Here is a 24012-nt window from a genome sequence, read left to right on the forward strand (position 1 = left end):
CCTAGGCGTCGAAGTCGACGGTGACTTTGTCACTGGTCGGATGGGACTGGCAGGTCAGCACGTAGCCGGCCTCGATCTCGTCCGGCTCCAGCGCGTAGTTTTCGGCCATCTTCACGCTGCCGCAGGTGACCTTCGCGCGGCAGGTGCCGCACACCCCGCCGGCGCAGGCGAACGGAACGTCCGGGCGGACCCGCAGCGCGGCGTTCAGCACGGTCTCATTGGTGCGCACCGGGGACTTGACCTCACCCTGCAGTCCATCGAGCTTGAAGGTGATTTCGTAGCTTTCCTCGTTCTCATCCACCTCGACCGGGCGGCCGATCTGGCCCTGCGGCCGGTTCGGCTCACCGGTGGTGAACAGTTCGAAGCGGACCTTGTCGGCCGGGACCTGCAGTTCGGAGAGCTGGTCGCGCACCAGCTGGACCAGTTCGAAGGGACCGCACAGGAACCATTCGTCCACATCGTCGTGCGGGATGACGGAGTTCAGCAGGGCGGTGAGCTTCTCGGCGTCAATGCGCCCGGAGAGCAGCGGGGAGATGCGCTGCTCCCGGCTGAGCACGTGGTGCAGGGCCATCCGTGAGGGGTAGCGGTCCTTCAGGTCCGCCAGCTCCTCCAGGAACATCACGTCCATGGCGGCCTTGTTCGCGTAGATCAGGTCAAAGCGCGTGTTCTCGTTGGCTTCCAGGATGGTGCGGGCAATGGCCAGCACCGGGGTGATCCCGCTGCCCGCGGCAACGGCTACGAAGTGGTCCTGGGTGAGCGTATCCACGCTGGTCGGGTCGTTCATCCCGGTGAGCTTGTGCTTGGAGATGAAGGCGCCGGCCGGGCTCATCACATCGATCTGCTCGCCGGCCTCCAGTTCCTCGTTCGCCCAGGTGGAGAACACCCCGCCCAGGTCGCGCTTGATCGCGACCTTGATCTCGCTGCCGGTCGGTGCGGCACAGATCGAGTAGGAGCGGCGCACTTCCTGCAGCTCGCCCTCGGCGTTGGGCAGTTCCTTGCGCAGGGCCACGTACTGCCCGGCGACGTAGTCGTATTCCTCGGACAGCTCCGGCGGGATCGCGAAGGTCACCTCGATGGAGTCCTTGGTCAAGCGGCGGACCTCGGAGACGGTCAACCGGTGGAAGGTGGCCCGCCGGCGCGTCGGTGTGGTTTGTTCAGTCATGAAAGCACCTTGAAGTAGTCGAAAGGTTCCAAACAGTCGCTGCAGGTGTACAGCGCCTTGCACGCGGTCGAACCGAAGCGGGCGAGTTCACGGGTCTTCAGGGAGTGGCAGCGCGGGCATTTCACGCTCAGCCCCAGGGTCACCGGGCCGCGGTGGCCGGTGCCGGTGGGCGGGGCAATGCCGTATTCGCTGAGTTTGCGTTTGCCGTCCTCGCTCATCCAGTCGGTGGTCCAGGCCGGTGAGAGCACCAGCTTGACGTCCACCTTCTGGTAACCGGCGTCCTCGAAGGCGTGGTGCAGGTCCTGGGTGATCACGTCCATGGCCGGGCAGCCGGAGTAGGTCGGTGTGATGGTCACCTGGACGGTGCCATCCTCCAGCTGCTCGACCCCGCGCAGGATCCCCAGATCGGCGATGCTCAGCACGGGGATCTCCGGGTCATTGACCTTGGAGGCGATGTGCTGCAGCTTCTCGTGATCGGTGCTCATGCTTTGCTTCGTCATCTCTGCTCACCCATTCGGTTCGAAAAGATTGCTACCAGGTCGCGCCCGGGTGCTTGCGGGCCAGGACCTGCATTTCGGCCAGAATGTAGCCCAGGTATTCCGAGTGTTCGCCCTGGCGTCCACGGCACATGGCCTGCGGCACCTGCGGGGCTTCCAGTCCGGCGGCGTCCAGGACGCGGGTGATTTCCGCATCCCAGGCTGCGCGCAGGGTGGAGGGGCGCACGGCGATGCCTTCAAGCTCATCGTGCAGCGGCTCGTCGGCGAACATCTCCGAGACGTAGGGCCACATGATTTCCAGTGCGTGGCGCATCTTGGCGGCCGATTCCTCGGTGCCAAGGCCCAGGCGGATGGTCCACTGCTCGGCGTGGTCGTGGTGGTAGTGCACTTCCTTCTCGGCCTTGGCGGCGATGGCCGCCAGGGTTTCATCCGAGGAGTTCATCAGCTCACGGTAGAGCAGCATCTGGAAGGTCGAGACGAACAGCATCCGGATGATCGTCACCCCGAAGTGCCCGTTGTCCTGCTCCACGATGTGCAGGGAGGTGAAGTCCTCTTCCTCACGGAAGTAGGCCAGCTCATCCTCGGTCTTGTCCCACGCCAGCCCGGCGTAGGTCAGGAACGAGCGGGCGTGGCCCAGCAGGTCCAGGGTGATGTTCCCCAGTGCCACGTCCTCTTCGAGTTCCGGGGCGCGTGAGACCCAGTGGGCCATGCGCTGGGAGAGGATGAGCGAGTCGTCCCCCAGGCGCAGCGCGTACTGGGCGACCGCCTCGGAGGGCTTGACCCCATCCTGGGCGATGTCCTCCGGGCGCAGCGCGTTGCCCGGGGTGACCCGGGTGGCCGAGGCCAGCGCGTCGCCGAAGCTGTCCAGGGTGGCATCCAGTTCATCGGACTTCACAGGTGCTTCACCCCTTCGCTGGCCTTGTAGTAGGTGGCGTGGCGGTAGTCCTTGCCCTTGGGCGATTCAAAGAATTCATCCTTCGCCCCCGGGTCGGAGGAGATGATGTCATCGGACTTCACGACCCACAGCGACACACCTTCGTTGCGCCGGGTGTACAGATCCCGTGCATTGCGCACGGCCATCTGGGCGTCCGGTGCGTGCAGCGAACCGGCATGTACGTGGGACAGGCCACGGGAGGAACGCACGAAGACTTCCCACAGCGGCCACTGGTTCTTCTGGGTGCTCATCGTTTAGGCGACCTCACTTTGTGCTTGCTTGTTGGCGTATGCTGCGGCGGCTTCGCGCACCCAGGCACCTTCGCGGTGGGCGGCGCGGCGGCGCTCCATGCGGTGGGCGTTCATCGGACCGCCACCCTTGATCACGCTCATGAACTCATCCCAGTTCAGATCCTTGTGGATCCACTTGCCCGACTCCTGATCGAAGCGCAGTTCCGGGTCCGGCAGGGTCAGGCCCAGCACCTTGACCTGTTCGGCGATCATGCCCACGAAACGCTGGCGCAGGTCGTCGTTGGAGAAGCGCTTGATCTTCCAGGCCATGGACTGCTTGGAGTTCGGGGACTGCTCATCAGGCGGCCCGAACATCATCAGCGAGGGCTCGTAGAAGCGGTTGATGGCGTCCTGGGCCATCTTCTTCTGCGCCTCGGTGCCGCGGGAGAGGGCCAGCAGGATCTCGAACCCCTGGCGCTGGTGGAAGGACTCTTCCTTGCAGATGCGCACCATGGCCCGGCCGTACGGGCCATAGGAGGCGCGGCACAGCGGCACCTGGTTGGCGATGGCCGCACCATCGACCAGCCAGCCGATGGCCCCCATGTCCGCCCATGTGCGGGCCGGGTAGTTGAAGATCGAGGAGTACTTGGCCCGGCCGGTGAGCAGCTGCTCGTTCAGCTCATCGCGTGCGGTGCCCAGGGTCTCGGCCGCCGAGTACAGGTACAGGCCGTGGCCCGCCTCGTCCTGCACCTTGGCGATCAGGATGGCCTTGCGCTTCAGCGACGGGGCGCGGGTGATCCAGTTGGCTTCTGGCTGCATGCCGATGATTTCCGAGTGCGCGTGCTGCGAGACCTGGCGGGTCAGGGTCTTGCGGTAGGCCTCGGGCATCCAGTCGCGGGGCTCGATGCGCGAATCGTCGTCGATGATGGCATCGAAACGGGCCTGCGACTGCTGTTCCTCATAACTGGGAACGGCGCTAAGCTGCGAATCATTCTGTGTGGTTGCGGCCATGGTTCACCTCACTGATGTCAAAGATATTTACCGACCGTTCGTTCAGTATATTGGTGAGTCACGCATCACGTCAACATGAGTCACCGCTTACAGCACAAGCTGCGCCGCACGGCCCGCTCCCCCGCCCAATGGCCGGAAGCGGCCGGCGAAATCCGCAGGTTCTTCCGGCCCCTTGCCCTCCCGCCGGCGGTAGTCGCCTCCCAACACGAAGGCGCCCGCCCCGGTCTCCGGCCCCAAGGGCCAGGACACCGGAACGGGCGCCGTCTGCGTGGCGGCAGCCAGCCGTTAGAGCACCTTGGACAGGAAGTCCTGGGTGCGGGCCTGCTGCGGGTTGCCGAACAGCTCGGAGGGGACGTTTTCCTCGCACACCACTCCGTCGGCCATGAACACCACCCGGTCGGCCACCTCGCGGGCAAAGCCCATCTCGTGGGTGACCAGCACCATCGTCATGCCCTCATCGGCCAGTTCCTTGATCACCTGCAGCACCTCACCGACCATTTCCGGGTCCAGGGCGCTGGTGGCCTCGTCGAAGAGCATGATGCCCGGGCTCATCGCCAGCGCGCGGGCAATCGCCACACGCTGCTTCTGCCCACCGGAGAGGGAGGCGGGGCGGGCATCGGCCTTCTCCTCCAGCCCCACCCGGCGCAGCAGCTCCAGGGCGCGGGTGCGGGCCTCGGAACGCGACATCTTGCGCAGCTCCACGGGGGCGAGCATGATGTTCTGCGCCACCGACATGTGCGGGAACAGGTTGAAGTGCTGGAAGACCATGCCCACGTGGCGGCGGACCTCATTGATGTCCACCTTGGGGTCGGTGACGTCAAAGCCATCGACCACCACGGTGCCGCCGGTGATTTCCTCCAGCTTGTTCAGGCACCGCAGCAGCGTGGACTTGCCCGACCCGGAAGGCCCGATCACGCAGACCACCTCGCCCTCGGCCACCTGCAGGTCAATGCCCTGCAGCACCTCGTTGCTGCCAAAGGACTTGCGCAGCCCCTCGACCTGGATCTTCGGTTGGCGTGACCGCTTTTCGCTGACTTCACTCACTTGTTAAACCTCCGATCGGCGAAGTTCGCCAGTTTGGTCAGGGCCAGGATGGCCACCAGGTAGATCACGGCCACGATCAGCAGCGTCTCGGTGACCCGGAAGTTCGCCGCGTAGATCTGCTGGCCCTGGTAGAGCAGTTCGCCAAAACCGATGGCCAGCAGCAGTGAGGAGTCCTTGAGCATGATGATCAGCTGGTTGATCAGCGACGGGGTCATGATCTTGAACGCCTGCGGGATCACGACCTTCTGCATTGACTTGCCGTATCCCAGGCCCAGCGAGCGGGAGGCCTCCAACTGTCCAGGGTCCACCGACTGCACGCCGCCGCGCACGATTTCGGCGATGTAGGCCGCGCCGTTCAGGGACAGGGTCAGCACGCCGGCCACCCAGATGTTCACGCTCTGCCCGATCAGCTGGGCCAGACCGAAGTAGAAGAAGAACGCCCACACCAGGATCGGGGTGCCGCGGAAGAGGTTGATGAAGCCGGTGGCCAGTCCGCGGGCGAAGATGTTGCGGGAGATCTTCAGGAATCCGAAGAGCAGACCCAGCGCCATCGCCACCACGAAGGAGATCCCGGTGACCACCAGGGTGTTCTTCAGACCCATCATCAGGGCCGGGAAGGACTGCTTGAGCAGGTCGAAGAAGCCGCCGGAACTGGAGGCGGCCGGATCGGCCAGGTAGGAGTCCAGGATCTTGTCGTACTCCCCGCTGTCCTTCAGCTTGGCCAGCCCGTCATTGAAGGCGGCCAGCAGCGCGGAGTTCTTGCCCTTGTTCACCGCGAACCCGTAGGATCCGGCCGGCTCCTTCTCGGTCACGGTCTTCAGCCCGTTGCCCTGGGCGATGCCGTAGGCCAGCACCGGATAGTCATCGAAGACCGCCACCGCGGTGCCGGCCTTGACCGACTCATACATGGTGGCCGACTGGTCCAGCGACTTGACCTCGAACCCGTATTCGTCGGCGATCGACTTGGCGAAGGTTTCCCCCTCGGAGCCGGTCTTGGCGACCACGGTCTTGCCCTTGAGGTCCTCGTAGCCCTTGATGTCCTCGTTGCCGCGTTCGATGGCCATCTGGATGCCGGACTCGAAGTAGGGTTCGGAGAAGTCGTAGACTTCCTTGCGCTCGTCGGTGATCGACATGCCGGCGATCACGCCGTCGACCTGGTTTGAGCTCAGCGCCTGCAGGGCCGCGTTGAAGCCCAGGGAGCGGATCTCAACATTGAACCCCTCCTCCTCGGCGATGGCGCGCAGCAGGTCCATGTCGATGCCCACCAGATCCCCGCCCTGGCGGAACTCAAAGGGGGCGAAGGTGGTGTCGGTGCCGATGACGAAGGTCTTGCCCTCGACGCCGTCCTCGGGCTGGGCCACGGCGCCGGGGACGCCGATGACCAGGGCCAGCATGGCCAGTAGGGTGCTGGCCAGCCAGCGGCGCCACTGCCGCGGGCCGCTGGCCCGGCGCGGTCGCAGTTGCTCTGGCCGCGCAGAATTCTGTGTAGTTGTCACCAAGTTTCACTCTTTCTTCCAAGGTGCGGTTCCAAGGTGTTGTGCTTGTTATCTGGGTCATACCTCCTTGCTTTAGCCTAAAGCCATCGGTGAGTAGAAGGTACCCGCCGCGCTTTGGCGATCCTCCGGCCGGGGCGACGCGCCGGTTCGCGCAGGGCTAGATCCATCCCCGGCAGGGCGATGGTGGGTTTAGATGGGATCATGCATTCCGAATCGAAGATCCCGCACCCCCCGGTGGCCGCCAAGCGCCCCACCAGCCGCACCCACCACGGTGATACCTTCACCGATGACTATGAATGGCTGCGCGAGAAGCAGAACCCGCAGGTCATCGAGCACCTCCAGGCCGAGAATCGCTACACCGAGGCGATCAGCGCGAACCAGGAGCAGCTGCGCCAGGAGATCTTCGATGAGATCAAGTCCCGCACGGTGGAAACCGACCTGTCGGTTCCCACCCGGCGCCGCGGCTGGTGGTACTTCACCCGCTCCGTGGAGGGCCAGCCCTACCTGATCCACAGTCGGGTCAAGGCCGCGGACACCGGGGACCTGGAGGCGGACTGGACCCCGCCGGTGATTGACCCGGCCGCCGAGCTGCCCGGGGAGCAGGTGCTGGTGGACGGCAACCGGCTGGCCGAGGGCGAATCCTTCTTCGCGCTGGGCGGGATGGCCATCAATGAGACGAGCAACCTGCTGGCCTACTGCGTGGACACCACCGGGGATGAGCGCTTCACCCTCTACCTGAAGGACCTGCAGACCGGGCAGCTGCTGGCTGACACCATCGAGGGCGTGTTCTACGGGTTGGCCTTCTCCCCCGATTCGCGCCGCGTGTTCTACACCGTGGTGGATGAGACCTGGCGCCCCCACCAGATCCGGGCACACGTGCTGGGCACCGACCCGAGTAAGGATGCGGTGATTTTCCAGGAAGATGACCCGGGCATGTGGCTGGGCTTTGAGCTCAGCGCCGACCGGGAGCACCTGCTGATCTCCAGCGGCAACTCCGAATACTCCGAGACCAGCGTGCTGGATCTGCGGGATCCGGCCGCCGAGGTCCAGCTGCTGGTGGACCGTTCCCTGCGCCTGCTGCACGCGGTGGACCTGCTGCCCGGCGAGCGCGCCGACGAGGTGCTGATTACCCACGACCACCAGGCACCGAACAACCGGATCTCCCTGGTGCCCCGCGATCAACTCGGTGCCGCAGCCGATCCCGGGCAGTGGCCCGATGTGGTGCCGCACCGGCCCACCGTCAAATGCGAGGGCGCTCTGATCACCGCCACCCACCTGGTGCTCTCGGTGCGCCGGGACACCTGCGAGCGGGTGGAGCTGCTGCCGCTGCAGGGGCTGGGCACCGACGCCCAGCAGCCAGTGCTGGAGCCGCAGTTCGAGGAGCAGCTGTTCACCGCCTCCCCGGTGTTCGCCTCCCTGGAATCCCCGGTCGCGCGCATCGCCTACACCTCGGACTTCACGCCGGCCCGGGTCTATGACCTGGTCCTGGAGGACCACCGGCTACTGTTGCGCAAGCAGACCCCGGTGAACAACTATGACGCGGCCAACTACCGGGCCACCCGGCACTGGGCCAGCGCCGCGGACGGGACCCAGATCCCGCTGACCGTGATGCACCGGGTAGATGTGGATCTCTCCCGCCCGCAGCCCACCCTCATCTACGGGTACGGATCCTATGAGATGTCCATGGACCCGGGCTTTGGCATCCCCCGGCTGAGCCTGCTGGACCGCGGGGTGGTGTTCGTGGTGGCCCACGTGCGCGGCGGCGGCGAACTGGGACGCGACTGGTACCTGCAGGGCAAGAAGCTGAACAAGAAGAACACGTTCACCGATTTCGTGGACGCCACCACCTACCTGATCGAGAAGGGCATCGCCGACCCGCAGCGGATCGTGGCGTTGGGCGGTTCGGCTGGCGGGCTGCTGATGGGCGCGGTCGCGAACCTCGCCCCGCAGCTGTACGCGGGCATCATCGCCCAGGTGCCGTTCGTGGATGCGCTGACCTCCATCCTGGATCCGGAGCTGCCGCTCTCGGCCCTGGAGTGGGAGGAATGGGGCAACCCGATCCAGGACCGCGAGGTGTACGAGTACATGAAGTCCTACTCCCCGTATGAGAACATCCGCCCGGTGCCCTACCCGCGCATCGCCGCGGTCACCTCCCTGCACGACACCCGGGTGCTGTATGTGGAGCCGGCCAAGTGGGTGGCGAAGCTGCGTGAGGTGGGCACCGGCACCAAGCCGATCGTGCTGAAGACCGAGATGGAAGGCGGGCACGGCGGTGCCTCCGGCCGCTACGAGGGCTGGAAGAACCGGGCGTGGGATTATGCGTTCGCCCTCGATGCCCTGGGGCTGAACCCGGCCGGGAACAGCTGATGAGCTCCCCGCGGCCGGTGGAACTGCAGTGGCTGGAGCATGCCCGGTGGTGCGCCGAACCGGCGTTCACCAGGCTGCTTGGACTGGCCGCGGACCCACCGGACGCGGCACGGCTGCAGGGCCTGGTGCAGCACTGCGCGCAGCTGCACCTGCTCGGGGCGTTTGCCTCCCCCGGAGAGTTGGTGGGCCTGGCCGCCTACCGGCGCCGTCCGGGGCAGTGTGTGGAACTGGAATACCTGGCGGTGCTGCCGCAGGCGCAGCACCGCCAGGTGGCTTCGGCCCTGGTGCAGGCGCTGCGCACGGCCGAGCAGGCCACGGTGGTGGCCGCCACGGATGATGACGCCATCGGCTTCTACCGGGCCCGCGGCTTTCTGGTTTCCCGGGCGCCGCGGGATCCGCGCTGGCCCGCGGCCACCCGCTACTGGTGCACGCTGGCGCACCCGGCCGCCCTGCGTCAGCGGCCCACCGGCGATCCGGGGCTTCAGTATCTTGACGGGGCACCGGCCCCGGGCAGCATCCAGGTGGTGCCCGCCGACCCGGGCTGGGCGCAGCACTTTGAGCAGCTGGCCGAGCGCCTGCGCCGGGCCCTGGGGGCCACCGCGCAGGTGGTTGAGCATGTGGGCTCGACCTCGGTGCCTGCGCTGGCGGCCAAGCCGGTCATTGACATCAACCTGCTGGTGGATGATCCGCGGGACGAGGATTCCTACGTGCCGCAGCTGCGCGCGGCCGGGCTGCTGTTCTGGTTGCGGGAGCCGGGCTGGCACCAGCACCGGTTGTTCAAGCAGCTGGCCACCGGCAGCACGCTGGAGGCCAATATCCACCTCTTCGCGCTGGGCAGCGCCGAGCACTGCCGGATGGTGCTGCTGCGTGACCGGTTGCGCTCCGACCCGGCCATGCGGCGGGCGTACGCTCGGGCCAAGCTCGACGCGGCCGGCCAACTCAATGAGCGCACCGCTCACCAGGGTCTGGTCATGGACTACAACCGGATCAAGGAGCCGTTCATCCTGGGCCTGCTGGAGCAAATCGTCCACGGATTCCCGGAAGACTCTTTGCCCACCACGGCGTGAAACAGTAGACACCCCGACTTGACTTGAGTCACAATTCATTATTACCTAATGATCGTTCGGTAAATAATTCCTGCAGGGGTGCCCATGAGCGAAACACAAGTCGAAAAGTCCCTCCCCCACGCCATCCTGGCCAATGACTACGCCACCGAATGGATGGGCATTGAAGTGCTGCAGCTGGGGGACGGCACCGCCACCATCACCATGCAACTGCGCAAGGAGATGCTCAACGGTTTCGGCATCGCCCACGGCGGGATGGTCTTCGCCCTGGCCGATACGGCCTTCGCCCTGAGCTGCAACCCGGCCGAGGGCAGCGACAAAACCATCACGGTGGCCTCCGGGGTGGACATCAACTTCCTCAAGCCAGGCATTCCCGGACGCACGCTGACCGCCCACGGACAGCGGGTCGCCCAACAGGGCCGCAGCGGCGTGTACGACATCCGAGTCACCCAGGACACCCCGCAGGGAGACGAGGAACTGCTGGCCGTCTTCCGCGGCCGCTCGCGCACCATCCCCAAGCCGGCCTGACACCGCTCCCGACCAGGCCCCGGGGCGTCCCACCAGAAGGCGGCGCAGCAAAAGCCCGGGCAGCCTGGCTCCCCCGCACCGGTCCGCCGGTGCGCACGGCCCCACCACATCACGAACGAAAGATTTGAGCATGACCCAGAACCCCGAACGCGAAGAGCTACCCAACCCGCTGGATCCCGAGGAACTGATGAGCCGGGATGAGATCGAATCGATCCAGCTCACCCGGTTGCAGGAAACCATCGCCTACGCCTACCAGAATGTTCCGTACTACCGCCAGAAGTACGACGCGGCCGGTGTGCACCCGGGGGACATGAAGGAATTGTCCGACCTGGCCAAGTTCCCCTTCACCGAGAAGGAGGACCTGCGCAAGTCCTACCCGTTCGGGATGTTCGCGGTACCCCAGCACCAGATCGCCCGCCTGCACGCCTCCTCGGGCACCACCGGGCGGGCCACCGTGGTCGGCTACACCCAGAAGGACCTGGATGACTGGGCCCGACTCGGGGCCCGCTGCCTGCGCCTGTCCGGGGTCAAGCCGGGCTGGAAGGTGCACAACGCCTACGGCTACGGCCTGTTCACCGGCGGGCTGGGCGCCCACGCGGCGGCCGAGAAGCTGGGCACCACGGTCATCCCGATGTCCGGGGGCCAGACCGAAAAGCAGATTACCCTGATCCACGACTTCCAGCCCGACGCCATCCTGTGCACCCCCACCTACCTGCTGACCATTGGCGATGCGATGCAGCGCATGGGCCTGGATCCGCGCGGCACCTCGCTGAAGGTGGCGGTGCTTGGCGCCGAGCCGTGGACCGAGGAGATGCGCCACGAGCTGGAGGAGATGTTCGGGCTGGACGCCTGCGACATCTATGGCCTCAGTGAGGTCATGGGTCCGGGAGTGGCCGGGGAATCCAATGAGCTCAAGGACGGCAGCCACATCTGGGAGGACTACTTCCGCCCGGAGATCCTGGACGCCTACGACGAAACCAAGGTGCTGCCCGACGGGCAGCACGGCGAACTGGTGTTCACCTCGCTGACCAAGCAGGCGCTGCCGATCATCCGCTACCGCACCCATGACCTGACCCGGCTGCTGCCCGGCACCGCCCGGCCCGGGCACCGCCGCATGGGCCGGATCACCGGGCGCAGCGATGACATGATCATCCTGCGCGGGGTGAACCTGTTCCCCAGCCAGATCGAGGAACTGATCCTGAAGGTCCCGGCCCTCTCCCCGCATTTCCAGCTGGTGCTCACCCGCCCCGGACGCATGGACCAGCTGGCGGTCAAGGTCGAGCGCCGCAGTGACGCGACCGCCCACGAGGTCTCCACCGCCGGGCAGGAACTGGCCTCGCTGATCAAGATCCACATTGGCTCCAGCTGCGCCATCGAGGTCGTTGAGCCCGAGACCCTGGAGCGCTCCATGGGCAAGCTCAAGCGCATCTACGACATGCGCAACCTGTAGCGTTCGCATCCGCCACCCGGCGGGTACGGCCACAACGGGGTGTGGGGGCAAACCGGTGTTTGCGCCCACACTCCGTTTTTGTCTTCCGTAATGGGATAATCGAGGAATCATGTCTGAAACCGAAACAGTTAACGTCTCCGCCCGTCGGGGCCGGCCCGGCTACGACCAGGACTCCGTGCTGGCGATCGCGGTGGAGCTTTTCAACCTCCACGGCTATGACGCCACCAGCATGGGCAAGCTCGCCGACCGGCTGGGGATCAGCAAGTCCGCGATTTACCATCACGTGCCCTCCAAGGAGGACCTGCTGCGCCTGGCCCTGGATGAGGCCCTGATCCCGCTGGAGGCGGTGGTCGAGGACGAGCACACCCACGGGCGCAGCGCCGACGAGCGCCTGGAATACTTCCTGCGCGCCACCGTGCGGATCCTGGTTGCCAAGCGCTCCTACGTCACCCTGCTGCTGCGCCTGCGCGGCAACACCGCCCTGGAACGCGCTGCCCTGGAGCGCCGCCGCGCGGTGGACCGCAAGCTGGCAGAACTGGTGACCCTGGCCCAGCAGGAAGGCTCCCTGCGCCAGGACCTGGAGCCACGCACCACCGCCCGCCTGCTGTTCGGCATGATCAACTCGGTCGTCGACTGGTACCGGGAGGATGGTGTGATCACCGCCGCAGGCCTGGAGCAGCACGCGATTTCCATGGTGTTTGACGGGCTGCACGTCCAGCGCCCCTAGCGCCCCGGGGTGCCAGCTCCCGGGTGGCCGGCTGAGATTGCTTCACAGGTTTCAGATATAGCATCGTGAAGGTGCATGGTGATGCGCTGGGCCCGGTCCCGGACCGGGTGATCCTCCCTGCCCCGCCGGCAGGCAGCGCCCGCCGACCCCTATCATTGCCGAACTAGCTAAGTAGTGTCGTGGAAGAACTATTCTTTAATCTTTTCTCGCAGCTGCCGGGCACCCAGTCCGGGACCCAGGTTGCCCTGTTTTCGCTCAGCGCCCTGCTCTCGGTGATTGCCTGCCTGCTGCTGGCGCACCGCAACGACCTGGGCTGGTGGGCACAGATGCTCTCGGTCTTCGCCGGGCCGCTAGTCATTGCCCTGCAGTACGACCTGAAGCTGCTGATCTACGCGCTGCCCTACTTCATCCTCGCGGCCTTCGGCCTGTGGCGCTTCTCCCGCTATGAATTCCAGGGAAAGTTCACCCGGAAGGTCACCCTGGGCACGTTTGGTCCCGGCGCCTGGGCGCTGAGCGTCATCCTGGTGGCGGTGCTCACCGCGCTGCACCTGGGTGAGATGCTCACCAGCGGTTTTGCCTTTACCGCCGGCACCTCGGTGATCTGGGTCAGTTTCCTGTCCGAGGCGCTGGTGATCACCTCCTTCGTCCTGATCGCCTGCGGCTGGCGTCCGGGCTGGCTGCTCATGGCCCTTGGCTCGCTGGCGTACGTGGTGGCGATCTTCAGCAACAACCCGGCCCTGGCCCTGCTGGGCACCTGGGTGTTCATGGTCCTGGCCTCGCTCTACGGCTGGTGGGCATGGCGTAAGCTGCCGCGGCGCACCGACGCTGCCGCCGAGGCCACACTGGAGACCCAACCCTAGCCGTTAGCGCCCAGGGAAAGAACTCCCCGTCGGAACCTGCTGCCCCTTGGGGGCGGCGGTTCTGGCGGGGAGTTCTTTGCATCAGCTCGTTGCGGATTCACCGCACCGCGGGAGACCAAAGCCCAGCGGCCCGCCGCCGGCGCATGATGTGCCGGCGGCGGGCCGCTGGGTGGCTGCCCCAGTTGGGCAGCCGGACTGGGGAACTAGTCGGTCCAGTTGGCGTAGATGGAATTCTGCTTTTCGACCAGGGTCAGCACATCGTAGGTGGCCACGATCTCGTCATTCTGGTTGTGCAGCACCGCATCCCAGGCCACTTCCCCGTACTCGTCGGTGACGCGCGGGGTGATCCTCTTGGCGGTCAGGGTCACCCGAATCGAGTCCCCCGCCCCCACCGGGGTGATGAAGCGCAGGTTCTCCAACCCGTAGTTGGCCAGCACCGGCCCCGGCGCCGGTTCCACGAACAGTCCCGCGGCCCAGGAGACCAGCAGGTAGCCGTGGGCCACGATGCCCGGGAAGAACGGGTTGGCTTCGGCGGCCTTCTGGTTGGTGTGCGCGTAGAAGGTGTCCCCGGTTTCATTGGCGAAAGCGGTGATCTCCGCCAAGGTCACCTCCCGCAGGTCCGAGGCCAGCGCGTCGCCGATGCGCAGCTCGGCCAGCGACTTGCGGAACGGGTGCACATTGCCCGGCTGCGCCCCATACTTGGCGCTGCCGGCGATCTGCCGGTCCGCCCCCGTGTGCCAGACCCCGGTCAGCGCGGTCAGCATGTTCGGCGAGCCCTGCACGGCGGTGCGCTGCATGTGGTGCATCACCGAGCGGATGCCGCCCAGCTCCTCGCCGCCGCCGGCGCGTCCCGGCCCACCGTGGACCAGGTGCGGCACCGGGGATCCGTGTCCGGTGGAGGTGCGGGCGGTTTCCCGGTTCAGGATGTGCACGCGCCCGTGGTGGGCGGCGATGCCCAGGGTCAGGGCACGCATCGCCTCGGGGTCATTGGTGCACACCGTGGCCACCAGGGAGCCGGCGCCCTGCGCGGCCAGCTCCACCGCCTCATCCAGGCTGCGGTACCCGACCACGGAGGAGACCGGGCCGAACGCCTCACGCGAGTGCAGGATCGGGTTGGCCGGATCGGACCAGCGCAGCACCACCGGGGCCATGAACGCCCCGTCCTGGGCGATCTCGGTGCGTTCGCCGCTGGTGCGCACCCGCGGGGCATCCAGCGAGCCGTAGGCCAGTTCGCCGCCGGCGTCCAGCATGTCCTGCACCGCCTGGCGCACGTCGCGCAGCTGGTCCAGGGAGGCCAGCGCGCCCATGGTCACGCCCTCCACGCGTGGATCGCCGATCACGGTGCGGGCCTCGATGCGCTCGCCGACGGCCTTGATGACGGCGTCAACCAGCTGCTCGGGCACGATGCTGCGTCGGATGGCGGTGCACTTCTGCCCGGCCTTGCTGGTCATCTCGCTGACTACGGCCTTGACGAAGGCGTTGAACTCCTCGGTGCCCTCGACCGCGTCCGGGCCGAGGATTGCGGCGTTCAGCGAGTCGGTTTCCGAGGTGAACTTCACCCCGCCATCCACCACGTTGCGGTGGGCCTTGAGCTTGTTGGCGGTCGCCGCCGACCCGGTGAAGGCCACCATGTCCCGGTAGTCCATGTGGTCCAGCAGATCCCGGGCCGAACCGGAAAGCAGCTGCAGCGAGCCGTCGGGCAGGAGTCCGGAGTCCAGCATCATGCGCACCACGGCCTCGGAGAGGTAACCGGTGGGGCTGGCGGGCTTGACTATGGTCGGGACCCCGGCGATGAAGGCCGGGGCGAACTTTTCCAGCATTCCCCAGACCGGGAAGTTGAACGCGTTGATCTGCACGGTCACCCCGGCCATGGGGGTGAAGATGTGGGTGCCGATGAAGGACCCGTCCTTGCTCAGCGGCTCGGTGGGCCCATCCAGGATCACATTGGAGTTGGGCAGTTCACGCCGCCCCTTGGAGGAGAAGGTGAACAGCACCCCGATGCCGCCATCGATGTCGACCATCGAATCGATCTTCGTGGCACCGGTGCGGTAGGAGATCTCGTAGAGCTCTTCGCGGCGCTCGTTCAGGTAGAGCGCCAATTCCTTGAGCTTCAGGGCGCGCTGGTGCAGCGAGAGACCGGACAGTTCACGCTGTCCCACGGTGCGTCCGTAGTCCAGTGCGCCGGCCACGTCCAGCGCTCGGGCGCTGACGGTGGCAACGGGCTGGCCGGTGTTCGCATCGAGCACCTGCGTGCCGCCCTCGGCCTGCGGGCTGATCCATTCTCCGGCGATGAAACTAGGCACCACAGTGGCTTGGGCAGTCGACATCGACACAATTCCTTCCTGAACGATCGGTCAGTATTAGGATTAAGAGTAACAGTATTGCGTGATAGCCAACACTTTGAAAGGTCCGCCATGTCACAGAATGCGCCCCGCGCCACCCCTGCGCCCGGCTCGCCCCAACCCGAGGCGCTGGAGCCCTGGACGATCGAACTGGGCGAGCTGGATCAGAAGATGGGCGTGCGGATCATCGAGGAATCCGTGCAGCGCGTCGTGGCGCGCATGCCGGTGGCCGGCAACACCCAGTCCTTCGGCCTGCTGCACGGCGGGGCCTCGCTGGCCGTGGGCGAGGCGGTGGGCTCCTGGGCCGCCGTGAAGTTCGCCTCGACCTTCGGCAAGGTGGTGGTCGGCGTGGATGTCAATGCCACCCATCACCGCTCGGCCACCGGCGGCGAGGTGACCATCACCGCCACCCCGATCAAGCTGGGGCGGCGGCTCACCAGCCACGAGGTCATCATCACCGATGACCAGGACCGCCGGATCTGCACCCTGCGCATCACCAACCTGGTGGTGGACAGGCCCGCCCACTAGACGCCTCTCGCCAATGGCCGGGGCGCCGGCGGCGGTTAGCGGCCAGGACGGGAGTCCGCCTGGGCCTGCGACACCACCTGGCGCAGCCGCTGCACCGTGGCTTCGGACAGGCCCAGGCGGAGCAGGAACTCCTGCGGATCACCCACCCAGCGCATGAACTCCTTGAGCGCGGAAGCCCGGCTGGCGAGGATCGGAGTAAGTTTTCCGTCGGGCAGGTGGCTTTCGTGCGGGTGGCGGTACCCGCTGACCCGGTGCCATTCATTGATGCCGCGGGTCGCCAGGGCGTCCTGCTCCAACACCTCATCGCCACGCCCGGCCAGGGCCAGCAGCAGGCTGGCCACCAATCCGGTGCGGTCCCGGCCCGCCGAGCAGTGCAACACCACCCCACCCTCGCCCGCGGCAAGCTCGGTGAAGACCTCCCGCAGCCGGTGGGGAAACTCCTCGCACACCAGGCGATACATCGACGGGTGGTTCATGTACGGAACGGCCACGGCCGCGAACCGCTCATTACCGGCATCCTCCAGGGGCAGGTTGACCACCCGGATGCCCTCCAGCGCATCGGGACGCACCCGCGGGTCCAGTGCCCGGGCCTTGTTTTCCCCGGGATTGCGCAGATCCAGCACCCGCCGCACGCCGGACTCCCGCAGCTGCCGCCAGCCGGCCTCGGTCAGCCATTCGCGCCGGCCCATCCGGTAGACCGAGCCGGCAATGCGCCGGGCATTGACCGATCCATCCCACGTCACATCCCCGGCGCCGCGCCGGTAGGTCCCTGGTTCCATCATGCTCCCATTGCACCACAACGCCGCCTCAGGCTACGCTATGAACTGATTGAGTTTCATCAATCGGTATTTGTTCCAAGGAGGGATCCCGATGGCTGTTCTGACTTCACCCCATGCCCCATCCCGTCTTTCCAAGGACCGATTGTGTATCACTCTTCTGCCACAAACCGATTAGACCCCACCGCCGAACCTTTTGAACCCACCCGCCGCCGGCAGTGGCGCTGGGATGAATCCGGCCCGGAACCGCTGCCCGCCAGCCAACGCCACTCCACCTGGACCGGCATTGAGAAGGGTGCGCGCGGCCCGCGCCCGTATCCTTCCTGGCTGATCGAGGAGGCGGCCGCCATCGACACCGAGCTGGGCTTGATCAAGTCCGGCAAGGAGGCCGAGGTGCATCTGCTGGAACGCGCCACCGAGCAGCGGCGGGTCCTGCTGGCCGCCAAACGCTACCGCGCCAGCGAACACCGGCAGTTCACCCGCTCCCAGGCCTACAGCGAGGGCCGCGCCGCACGGCGTTCACGGGATAACCGCGCGGTAAGCAACAATTCCAGCTACGGCCGCCAGGTCGCCGCCGGACAATGGGCCGCCGCCGAATTCCACTACCTCACCCTTTGCCACCAGGCCGGGATCCCGGTTCCCTACCCGGTGCAGATCGATGGGACCGAGCTGCTGTTGGAATTCATCAGCGACCCGCAACACCCGCAGCTGGCGGCCCCGCGCCTGCAGCAGCTGCGCCGGGAGGATGAGCGGCTGCCGCAGCTGTGGGACCAAGCCGTGCGGATCCTGGAGGGGTTCGCGGCGGCCGGCCTGGCCCATGGGGACCTATCGGCCTACAACCTCCTGGTCGCCGGCCGGCGCCTGGTGGTGATCGACGTGCCGCAGTGCGTGGATTTGGCCGGCAACGCCAATGGCCTGGATTACCTGCACCGGGACTGCGTGAATCTGTGCGCCTGGTTCGCCTCGAAGAACCTGGAGCGTGATCCGGACGCGCTGTTCACCAGCCTGCTGGCGGTGATGTTCAGCTAAATCCGGCTCGCGGGCACCGGTTAAGCGCCGCAGGGGCGTGCCGCCGTAGGCAGCACGCCCCTGGTGGACCGTTTCCGGTGTCCTGGGCTCTTCTAGTCCTGGGACCAGTCGTAGAACCCCTGGCCGCTCTTGCGTCCCAGCTTGCCCTCGGCCACCAGCTCACGCAGGATCTGCGGCGGCTCGAAGCGCTCCCCCAGTTCCTGATGCAGGTATTCGGCAATACCCAGGCGCACGTCCAGGCCGACAATGTCGGTGGTCTTCAGCGGCCCGGTCGGGTGCTTGTAACCCAGCACCATGGCGTTGTCGATGTCCTCGGCGCTGGCCACGCCCTCCTGGACCATGCGCATCGCCTCCAGGGCGATGGCCACTCCCAGGCGGGAGGAGGCGAAGCCGGGGGCGTCATTGACCACCACTGCGGTCTTGCCCAGCGCGGCAACCCAGCCGCGGGCCTGGTCCACCAGTTCGGCGTCGGTCTGCTTGCCGATCACCACCTCGATCAGCGTCGAGGCCGGGACCGGGTTGAAGAAGTGCAGGCCCAGGAAGCGGGAGGGGCGGGACAGCTCGCCGGCCAGCCCGGAGACCGAAAGGCTGGAGGTGTTCGAGGCCAGCACCGCCGTGGGCGCCAGGACCTTTTCCACACCCTGCAGCGAGGAAACCTTCAGGTCCCAGATTTCCGGGACGGCCTCGACCACCAGCTGGCAGTCGGCAAACTGCTGGTAGTCGGTGCCCACGCTCAGCCGGGCCCCGAGCTGCTCACGGGTCTCGGACAGGGTGCCGCGGGCCAGGGACTTGTCCACCGAACCCATGACGCGTTCGCGGGCGGCGGCCGCCGAAGCCTCGTCGCGTTCAATGACGCGCACCTGGGCGCCGCTGATCAAAAATGCATGGGCGATGCCGGCGCCCATGCGCCCGCCGCCCAGCACGCCTACTGTTGCCGGAAGGGAATTGTTCATCGTCGCCTACTTCTTCTTTCGATCCAAAAACGCCTGCATGCGGTCAAACTTGGCCTGGGACTCAAAGAGCATCCCCTGGGCCAGGGTGTCGATCACCGGGTGCACCTCACGCGGGGTGTGGAACACGGCCTTGGTGATCCGCACCGCCAACGGGTCCTGGGCGCAAATCCGGTCGGTGAGCGCGTCCGCCGCGGCCTGCAGCTGCTGCGGGGCATGCAGTTCGGTGATCAGCCCGGCCTGCAGGCACTGGCTGCCGGTGAGCACCTTGCCGGCCAGCAGGATCTCCTTGGCCATCGGTTCACCAACCAGTTCCTTCAGCCGCCAGGTGGCCCCGGCGGCGGCCATGATTCCCAGGTTGGTTTCCGGGTTGCCCATGCGCAGCGCCTCGGTGCCGATGCGGAAGTCCGCCGCGTAGGCCAATTCCGCTCCCCCGCCCAGGGCGTAGCCATCCAGTGCCGCGATGACCGGCATCGGCAGCTTGGCGATCCGGTCAAAGATGGTGGAGTTGATCCCGGCCAGCGCATCATCACGCCGGCGTTCGCGCAGCTGGGCGATATCCGCCCCGGAGGCGAAGATTCCCTTGACGCCCTTGGGGTGCTCTTCGCTGGGTTCCTGGCCGGGGGTACCGGCCAGGATCAGCACCTTCGGGGTGGCCTCCAGGTGGCTGCACACCGCGTGCAGCTCATCGACCATCACCTGGTCGATGGCGTTGCGCACCTTGGGTCGGTGCAGGCGCACCCACAGCCGGTCCTCGCGCTCGCTGATCTGCAAGGTGGTGAAGTCTGTGGCATTCAGGCTCACTGGGACTAGACCCCCTCAACCAAAAGCGCGGTGCCCTGTCCCACGCCCACGCACATCGTGGCCACGCCAAGCTTGCGCCCGGTTCCGCTCAGTTCGCGTTCCATGCGCCCCAGCAGGGTGATCACGATGCGCGAACCGCTGGAACCCAGCGGGTGGCCCAGGGCGATGGCCCCGCCGTCGTTGTTCACGATTCCGGCGTCCACGCCCAGTTCGCGCATGCTGGCCAGGGACTGGGAGGCGAAGGCCTCGTTGATTTCCATGGCTCCCAGCTCATCGATGCCGATGCCGGCGCGCTCGAGCACCTTGTTGGTGGCCGGCACCGGGCCCATGCCCATGATTTGTGGGGCCAGGCCGGCGGCCTGGCCGTCGATGATGCGGGCGCGCGGGGTCAGCCCGAAGCGTTTGATGGCCCGTTCGGAGACGACCAGGATCGCCGAGGCGCCGTCGTTCAGGGAGGAGGCGTTGCCGGCGGTGACCACGCTGCCGCCCTTGACCACCGGACGCAGCCCGGCCAGCGCGTCCAGGGAGGTTTCGGGGCGGGGTCCTTCGTCGGTGTCCACCACGTGTTCGCCCTTGCGGGTCTTGACGCTCACCGGCACGATTTCCTCGGCAAAGCGCCCGGCCTGGATCGCGGCGATGGCCTTCTGGTGGGACTGGTAGGCGAATTCGTCGCAGTCCTCGCGGGAGATGTTATAGACCCGGGCCACTTCCTCGGCCGTCTCGGGCATGGAGTAGGTGGCTTTGCCCTCGCGGGCCAGTTCCCCGGAGAGGAACCGCGAGTTGGTAAAGCGCCAGCCGATGGAGGTGTCGAAGGTGGCTCCGGGCTTGGCGAAGGCCTTGGTCGGCTTTTCCATGACCCACGGGGCGCGGGACATTGATTCCACCCCGCCGGCGACGACGATGTCCGCCGCACCGGCCTTGATCATGTGGCTGGCCATGGTGATGGCGCTCATCCCCGAGGCGCACAGCCGATTGACGGTGATGCCCGGTACGGTGTCCGGGTACCCGGCCAGCAGCCAGGCCATGCGGGCCACGTTGCGGTTTTCCTCCCCGGCACCGTTGGCGTTGCCGTAGATGACCTCATCCACGGCCGAGGGGTCGATCCCGGCCTGTTCGATGACGCTGCGAATCGTCAGCGCCGCCATGTCATCCGGACGCACCGAACTCAGTGCCCCTCCGTAGCGGCCCACGGGCGTGCGCGCGCCACCGACCAAAAATGCCTCGGTCATGAAAACTCCTTTGTCTGCTGGCCCGATGCGCCCCGCCCGCCGTGCGGGCCGGACGCTGGGAATGCCGGACCGGACAGGGGCGGGAAACGCCCCTGAATACTTACCGACCATTCGTTCACTATTAGAATCCCATTGTGCCAATGTGGTGGTCAAGAACGCGAATGTGAACCAAGCAACAGTATAGGGCTAGTTAGTGAGGTCAGACGGGGTTTATCCGAATCCGCAGGCAAAGAATTCCATGTCAAAGCCTTGATATCTTCCGCAACGCCAAGTAGTCTCTTCTGCTTGACCGACTCTGGACCTGATTCCAGATCGTGGACCGTTACCAAGGCCGTGCCGCGGGCACCGGTTTTGGGCATCCGGTCGACGGAAAGCTGAACGACGACGGAGCAGTAATGCCACCGGTAAGCAGCCAACCAGATAACTCCGATAATTCACCACATTTCACTCCCGATCTGGACCTGGACATTGGCCCAGACATGAACACTGCCGCCGGGCGCAGCGAAATCCGCAAGGCCACGGCCGCATCGGCGATGGGTAACCTGACCGAGTGGTTCGACTACGGCATCTACGCCGTGGCGGTCACCTACATTACTGCCCACTTCTTCCCCTCCGAGGGTGGCACCCTGATGGCCCTGGCCACCTTCGCCCTCTCCTTCCTGGTGCGCCCGCTGGGCGGGCTGGTGTGGGGCCCGCTGGGCGACAAGCTGGGCCGCAAGAAAATCCTGGCCCTGACCATCCTGATGATGTCCGGGGCAACCTTCCTGATCGGTGCGCTGCCGACCTTCCAGCAGGTGGGCGTGCTGGCGCCGGTCCTGCTGGTGCTGCTGCGCATGATCCAGGGATTCTCCACCGGCGGCGAGTACGGCGGGGCGGCGACCTTCATGGCCGAATACGCCCCGGACCGCAAGCGCGGCTTCTTCGGCTCCTTCCTGGAATTCGGCACCCTGGGCGGCTTCGCCCTGGGTACTGCCGTGATGCTGGGCATGCAGCTGCTGCTGTCCGAGGACGCCATGATGGCCTGGGGCTGGCGCATCCCGTTCTTCCTGGCCCTGCCCATGGGCCTGGTCGGGCTGTACCTGCGTAACAAGATCGAGGACACCCCGGTATTCCAGGAGCTGGAGGAGGCCGGCGAGGTCGAGCAGGGCAGCTCACTGAAGGAACTGGTCAGCGAATACTGGCGCCCCATGCTGGTGATGACCGGCCTGGTCATCGCGCTGAACGTGGTCAACTACACCCTGCTGACCTACATGCCCACCTACCTGGAACAGCAGCTGGGGCTGAGCTCCAACGCCTCGCTGGCGGTCATCCTGATCGGTGAGGTCGCCATGATGGGCGTGATCCCGTTTGCCGGCTCCCTTTCCGACAAGGTGGGCCGCAAGCCGATGTGGTACACCTCGGTGATTGGCCTGTTCGTGTTGGCCCTGCCGATGTTCTGGCTGATGGGCCAAAGCTTCGCCTGGGCGATCGTGGCCTTCGCGGTCCTGGGCCTGCTCTACATCCCGCAGCTGGCCACCATCACCGCCACCTTCCCGGCGATGTTCCCCTCCCAGGTGCGCTTCGCCGGGTTCGCGATCACCTACAACGTGGCCACCGCCATCTTTGGCGGCACCGCGGCGATGGCCAACGAGGCGCTCATTGACGCCACCGGGTTCCTGCTGATTCCGGCGGTGTACATGATGGCCGCCTGTCTCATCGGCATGGTCGCCATCCGCTTCATGCCCGAAACCGCCGGCGCTTCGCTGCGCGGCACCGAGATCCCCGATGCCCTGGACACCGGCATCCTGGCCCAGGTGCCGCCGCGCACCGAAACCCAGGCCTAGTCGCCCACCGGGCCTCCGGCCCACTGGACGACCACGCCCCATGCAGGGCGAGCCGCGGGGTGGGAACACGACTGCTTGATCGTGTTCCCACCCCGCGGCTGTGTTGTTTGGCCCCGCCGCCCCGCACCGTGCGCGGCACACGCCGAGCCCCGGGTGAGATGCCCGCGCGGCGGTGAAGGGACTAGCATGCATAGGGTGAGTAGCCATAATAATTCCGCCCTGCCCGAGCAGGTTTCCGACATCTTTGACGCCCAGCGCTGGCGTGAGGTTGAAGGGTTCGACTTCACCGACATCACCTATCACCGCCAGGTGGAGCGTGACGCCAATGCGGCGGTGGTCCGTGACCTGCCCACCGTGCGCATCGCCTTCAACCGCCCCGAGGTGCGCAACGCCTTCCGCCCGCATACCGTTGATGAGCTCTACCGGGCCATGGATCATGCGCGGATGACCAGTGACGTGGCAACGGTCCTGCTCACCGGCAACGGCCCCTCCCCCAAGGACGGCGGGCATTCCTTCTGCTCCGGCGGGGACCAGCGCATCCGCGGCCGCGACGGCTACCGCTACGCCGAGGGTGAGACCCGGGAATCCATCGACCCGGCCCGCGCCGGGCGGCTGCACATCCTTGAGGTCCAGCGCCTGATGCGTACCATGCCCAAGGTGGTCATTGCCGTGGTCAACGGCTGGGCGGCCGGTGGCGGGCATTCGCTGCACGTGGTCTCGGACCTGAGCATCGCCTCCAAGCAGCACGGCAAGTTCAAGCAGACCGACGCCACCGTGGGTTCCTTCGACGCCGGCTATGGTTCGGCGTTGCTGGCCCGCCAGGTGGGGCAGAAGGCGGCCCGCGAAATCTTCTTCCTGGCCCGCGAATACTCGGCCGAGGACATGGTGCGCATGGGCGCGGTCAACGAGGCGGTGGAGCACGAGCAGCTCGAAGAGGTGGCCCTGCAGTACGCCGCCGACATTGCCCGCCAGTCCCCGCAGGCCCTGCGCATGCTCAAGTTCGCCTTCAACCTGGCCGATGACGGGCTGGCCGGCCAACAGGTCTTCGCCGGGGAGGCGACCCGCATGGCCTACATGACCGATGAGGCGGTGGAGGGACGCGACGCCTTCCTGGGCAAGCGCGAACCGAACTGGGCCGACTACCCGTACTACTTCTAGGGC

Annotated in this window: 22 protein-coding genes; 10 read left to right on the plus strand and 12 right to left on the minus strand. The window is 66.4% G+C overall.

Annotated elements, in window-relative coordinates; translation table 11 throughout:
• Position 1 precedes the first annotated feature (1 nt).
• The 7 genes from paaE to AC6I21_RS11380 form a co-directional block, all read right to left on the minus strand.
• Complete coding sequence (paaE, locus tag AC6I21_RS11350; RefSeq protein WP_138177002.1) at positions 2-1162, minus strand: 1,2-phenylacetyl-CoA epoxidase subunit PaaE; 1161 nt, start codon at positions 1160-1162, stop codon at positions 2-4.
• Complete coding sequence (gene paaD / locus AC6I21_RS11355; RefSeq protein ID WP_054821074.1) at positions 1159-1647, minus strand: 1,2-phenylacetyl-CoA epoxidase subunit PaaD; 489 nt, start codon at positions 1645-1647, stop codon at positions 1159-1161. Before paaD ends, paaE begins: the two co-directional genes overlap by 4 nt.
• Before the next feature lie 46 nt (positions 1648-1693).
• Entirely contained in the window at positions 1694-2554 is an 861-nt protein-coding gene (paaC, locus tag AC6I21_RS11360; protein ID WP_138176999.1) for a 1,2-phenylacetyl-CoA epoxidase subunit PaaC, read from the minus strand.
• Entirely contained in the window at positions 2551-2844 is a 294-nt protein-coding gene (gene paaB / locus AC6I21_RS11365; protein ID WP_138176996.1) for a 1,2-phenylacetyl-CoA epoxidase subunit PaaB, read from the minus strand. The genes paaC and paaB overlap by 4 nt, the downstream gene beginning before the upstream one ends.
• A gap of 3 nt (positions 2845-2847) precedes the next feature.
• Complete coding sequence (gene paaA, locus AC6I21_RS11370) at positions 2848-3834, minus strand: 1,2-phenylacetyl-CoA epoxidase subunit PaaA (protein WP_138176993.1); 987 nt, start codon at positions 3832-3834, stop codon at positions 2848-2850.
• A 285-nt stretch (positions 3835-4119) separates the two neighbouring features.
• Entirely contained in the window at positions 4120-4878 is a 759-nt protein-coding gene (locus AC6I21_RS11375) for an amino acid ABC transporter ATP-binding protein (protein WP_138176990.1), read from the minus strand.
• Positions 4875-6272, minus strand: a complete 1398-nt coding sequence (locus tag AC6I21_RS11380; RefSeq protein ID WP_138177583.1) for an amino acid ABC transporter substrate-binding protein/permease — start codon at positions 6270-6272, stop codon at positions 4875-4877. The genes AC6I21_RS11375 and AC6I21_RS11380 overlap by 4 nt, the downstream gene beginning before the upstream one ends.
• A gap of 303 nt (positions 6273-6575) precedes the next feature.
• Between AC6I21_RS11380 and AC6I21_RS11385 the strand changes: the two genes are divergently transcribed.
• From AC6I21_RS11385 to AC6I21_RS11410, 6 genes are all read left to right on the plus strand, one after another.
• On the plus strand, positions 6576-8741 hold the full coding sequence (locus tag AC6I21_RS11385; protein WP_138926642.1) for a S9 family peptidase: 2166 nt from the start codon (positions 6576-6578) through the stop codon (positions 8739-8741).
• Positions 8741-9808 (plus strand): GNAT family N-acetyltransferase, encoded by a 1068-nt coding sequence (locus AC6I21_RS11390; protein WP_138176985.1) that lies wholly within the window; start codon positions 8741-8743, stop codon positions 9806-9808. The genes AC6I21_RS11385 and AC6I21_RS11390 overlap by 1 nt, the downstream gene beginning before the upstream one ends.
• Before the next feature lie 84 nt (positions 9809-9892).
• Positions 9893-10333 (plus strand): hydroxyphenylacetyl-CoA thioesterase PaaI, encoded by a 441-nt coding sequence (gene paaI / locus AC6I21_RS11395; RefSeq protein ID WP_054821979.1) that lies wholly within the window; start codon positions 9893-9895, stop codon positions 10331-10333.
• A 130-nt stretch (positions 10334-10463) separates the two neighbouring features.
• Positions 10464-11783: a phenylacetate--CoA ligase family protein gene (locus AC6I21_RS11400; protein WP_054821471.1), complete on the plus strand. Its 1320-nt coding sequence runs from the start codon at positions 10464-10466 to the stop codon at positions 11781-11783.
• Positions 11784-11892: 109 nt separating this feature from the next.
• The gene (locus tag AC6I21_RS11405) at positions 11893-12510 is read left to right on the plus strand and encodes a TetR/AcrR family transcriptional regulator (protein WP_138176982.1); all 618 of its coding nucleotides are present in this window, start codon (positions 11893-11895) and stop codon (positions 12508-12510) included.
• Between the two features lie 179 nt (positions 12511-12689).
• Positions 12690-13370, plus strand: a complete 681-nt coding sequence (locus AC6I21_RS11410) for a nicotinamide mononucleotide transporter (RefSeq protein ID WP_497762400.1) — start codon at positions 12690-12692, stop codon at positions 13368-13370.
• Between the two features lie 203 nt (positions 13371-13573).
• On the opposite strand, the gene paaZ is transcribed toward AC6I21_RS11410, so the two are convergent.
• Positions 13574-15697: a phenylacetic acid degradation bifunctional protein PaaZ gene (paaZ, locus tag AC6I21_RS11415; RefSeq protein WP_175419408.1), complete on the minus strand. Its 2124-nt coding sequence runs from the start codon at positions 15695-15697 to the stop codon at positions 13574-13576.
• A gap of 87 nt (positions 15698-15784) precedes the next feature.
• On the opposite strand from paaZ, the gene AC6I21_RS11420 reads away from it, so the two are divergent.
• The gene (locus AC6I21_RS11420) at positions 15785-16240 is read left to right on the plus strand and encodes a hotdog fold thioesterase (RefSeq protein ID WP_138926645.1); all 456 of its coding nucleotides are present in this window, start codon (positions 15785-15787) and stop codon (positions 16238-16240) included.
• A 35-nt stretch (positions 16241-16275) separates the two neighbouring features.
• Here the strand turns inward: AC6I21_RS11420 and AC6I21_RS11425 are convergent, their stop codons facing one another.
• Complete coding sequence (locus AC6I21_RS11425) at positions 16276-17022, minus strand: tyrosine-protein phosphatase (RefSeq protein WP_246049543.1); 747 nt, start codon at positions 17020-17022, stop codon at positions 16276-16278.
• 141 nt (positions 17023-17163) lie between these two features.
• Between AC6I21_RS11425 and AC6I21_RS11430 the strand changes: the two genes are divergently transcribed.
• Positions 17164-18045 (plus strand): serine protein kinase RIO, encoded by an 882-nt coding sequence (locus AC6I21_RS11430; RefSeq protein WP_175419409.1) that lies wholly within the window; start codon positions 17164-17166, stop codon positions 18043-18045.
• A 92-nt stretch (positions 18046-18137) separates the two neighbouring features.
• Here AC6I21_RS11430 and AC6I21_RS11435 read toward each other — a convergent pair whose 3' ends face one another.
• Genes AC6I21_RS11435 through AC6I21_RS11445 form a run of 3 tightly spaced genes read right to left on the minus strand, consistent with a single transcriptional unit; the run spans position 18138 to position 21028 of the window.
• Positions 18138-18998 carry a 3-hydroxyacyl-CoA dehydrogenase family protein gene (locus tag AC6I21_RS11435; RefSeq protein WP_343831939.1) on the minus strand — a complete coding sequence of 287 codons (861 nt, stop codon included), beginning with the start codon at positions 18996-18998 and terminating at the stop codon, positions 18138-18140.
• Positions 18999-19004: 6 nt separating this feature from the next.
• Complete coding sequence (locus AC6I21_RS11440) at positions 19005-19799, minus strand: enoyl-CoA hydratase/isomerase family protein (RefSeq protein WP_497762401.1); 795 nt, start codon at positions 19797-19799, stop codon at positions 19005-19007.
• Between the two features lie 5 nt (positions 19800-19804).
• Positions 19805-21028: a thiolase family protein gene (locus AC6I21_RS11445; RefSeq protein ID WP_497762402.1), complete on the minus strand. Its 1224-nt coding sequence runs from the start codon at positions 21026-21028 to the stop codon at positions 19805-19807.
• 479 nt (positions 21029-21507) lie between these two features.
• Between AC6I21_RS11445 and AC6I21_RS11450 the strand changes: the two genes are divergently transcribed.
• Both AC6I21_RS11450 and AC6I21_RS11455 read left to right on the plus strand, forming a co-directional pair.
• On the plus strand, positions 21508-22851 hold the full coding sequence (locus AC6I21_RS11450; RefSeq protein WP_246049544.1) for an MFS transporter: 1344 nt from the start codon (positions 21508-21510) through the stop codon (positions 22849-22851).
• Between the two features lie 186 nt (positions 22852-23037).
• Complete coding sequence (locus tag AC6I21_RS11455) at positions 23038-24009, plus strand: 1,4-dihydroxy-2-naphthoyl-CoA synthase (protein WP_138176961.1); 972 nt, start codon at positions 23038-23040, stop codon at positions 24007-24009.
• Positions 24010-24012: the final 3 nt, after the last annotated feature.

It is taken from the genome of Glutamicibacter sp. St.4D3 (assembly GCF_059728615.1).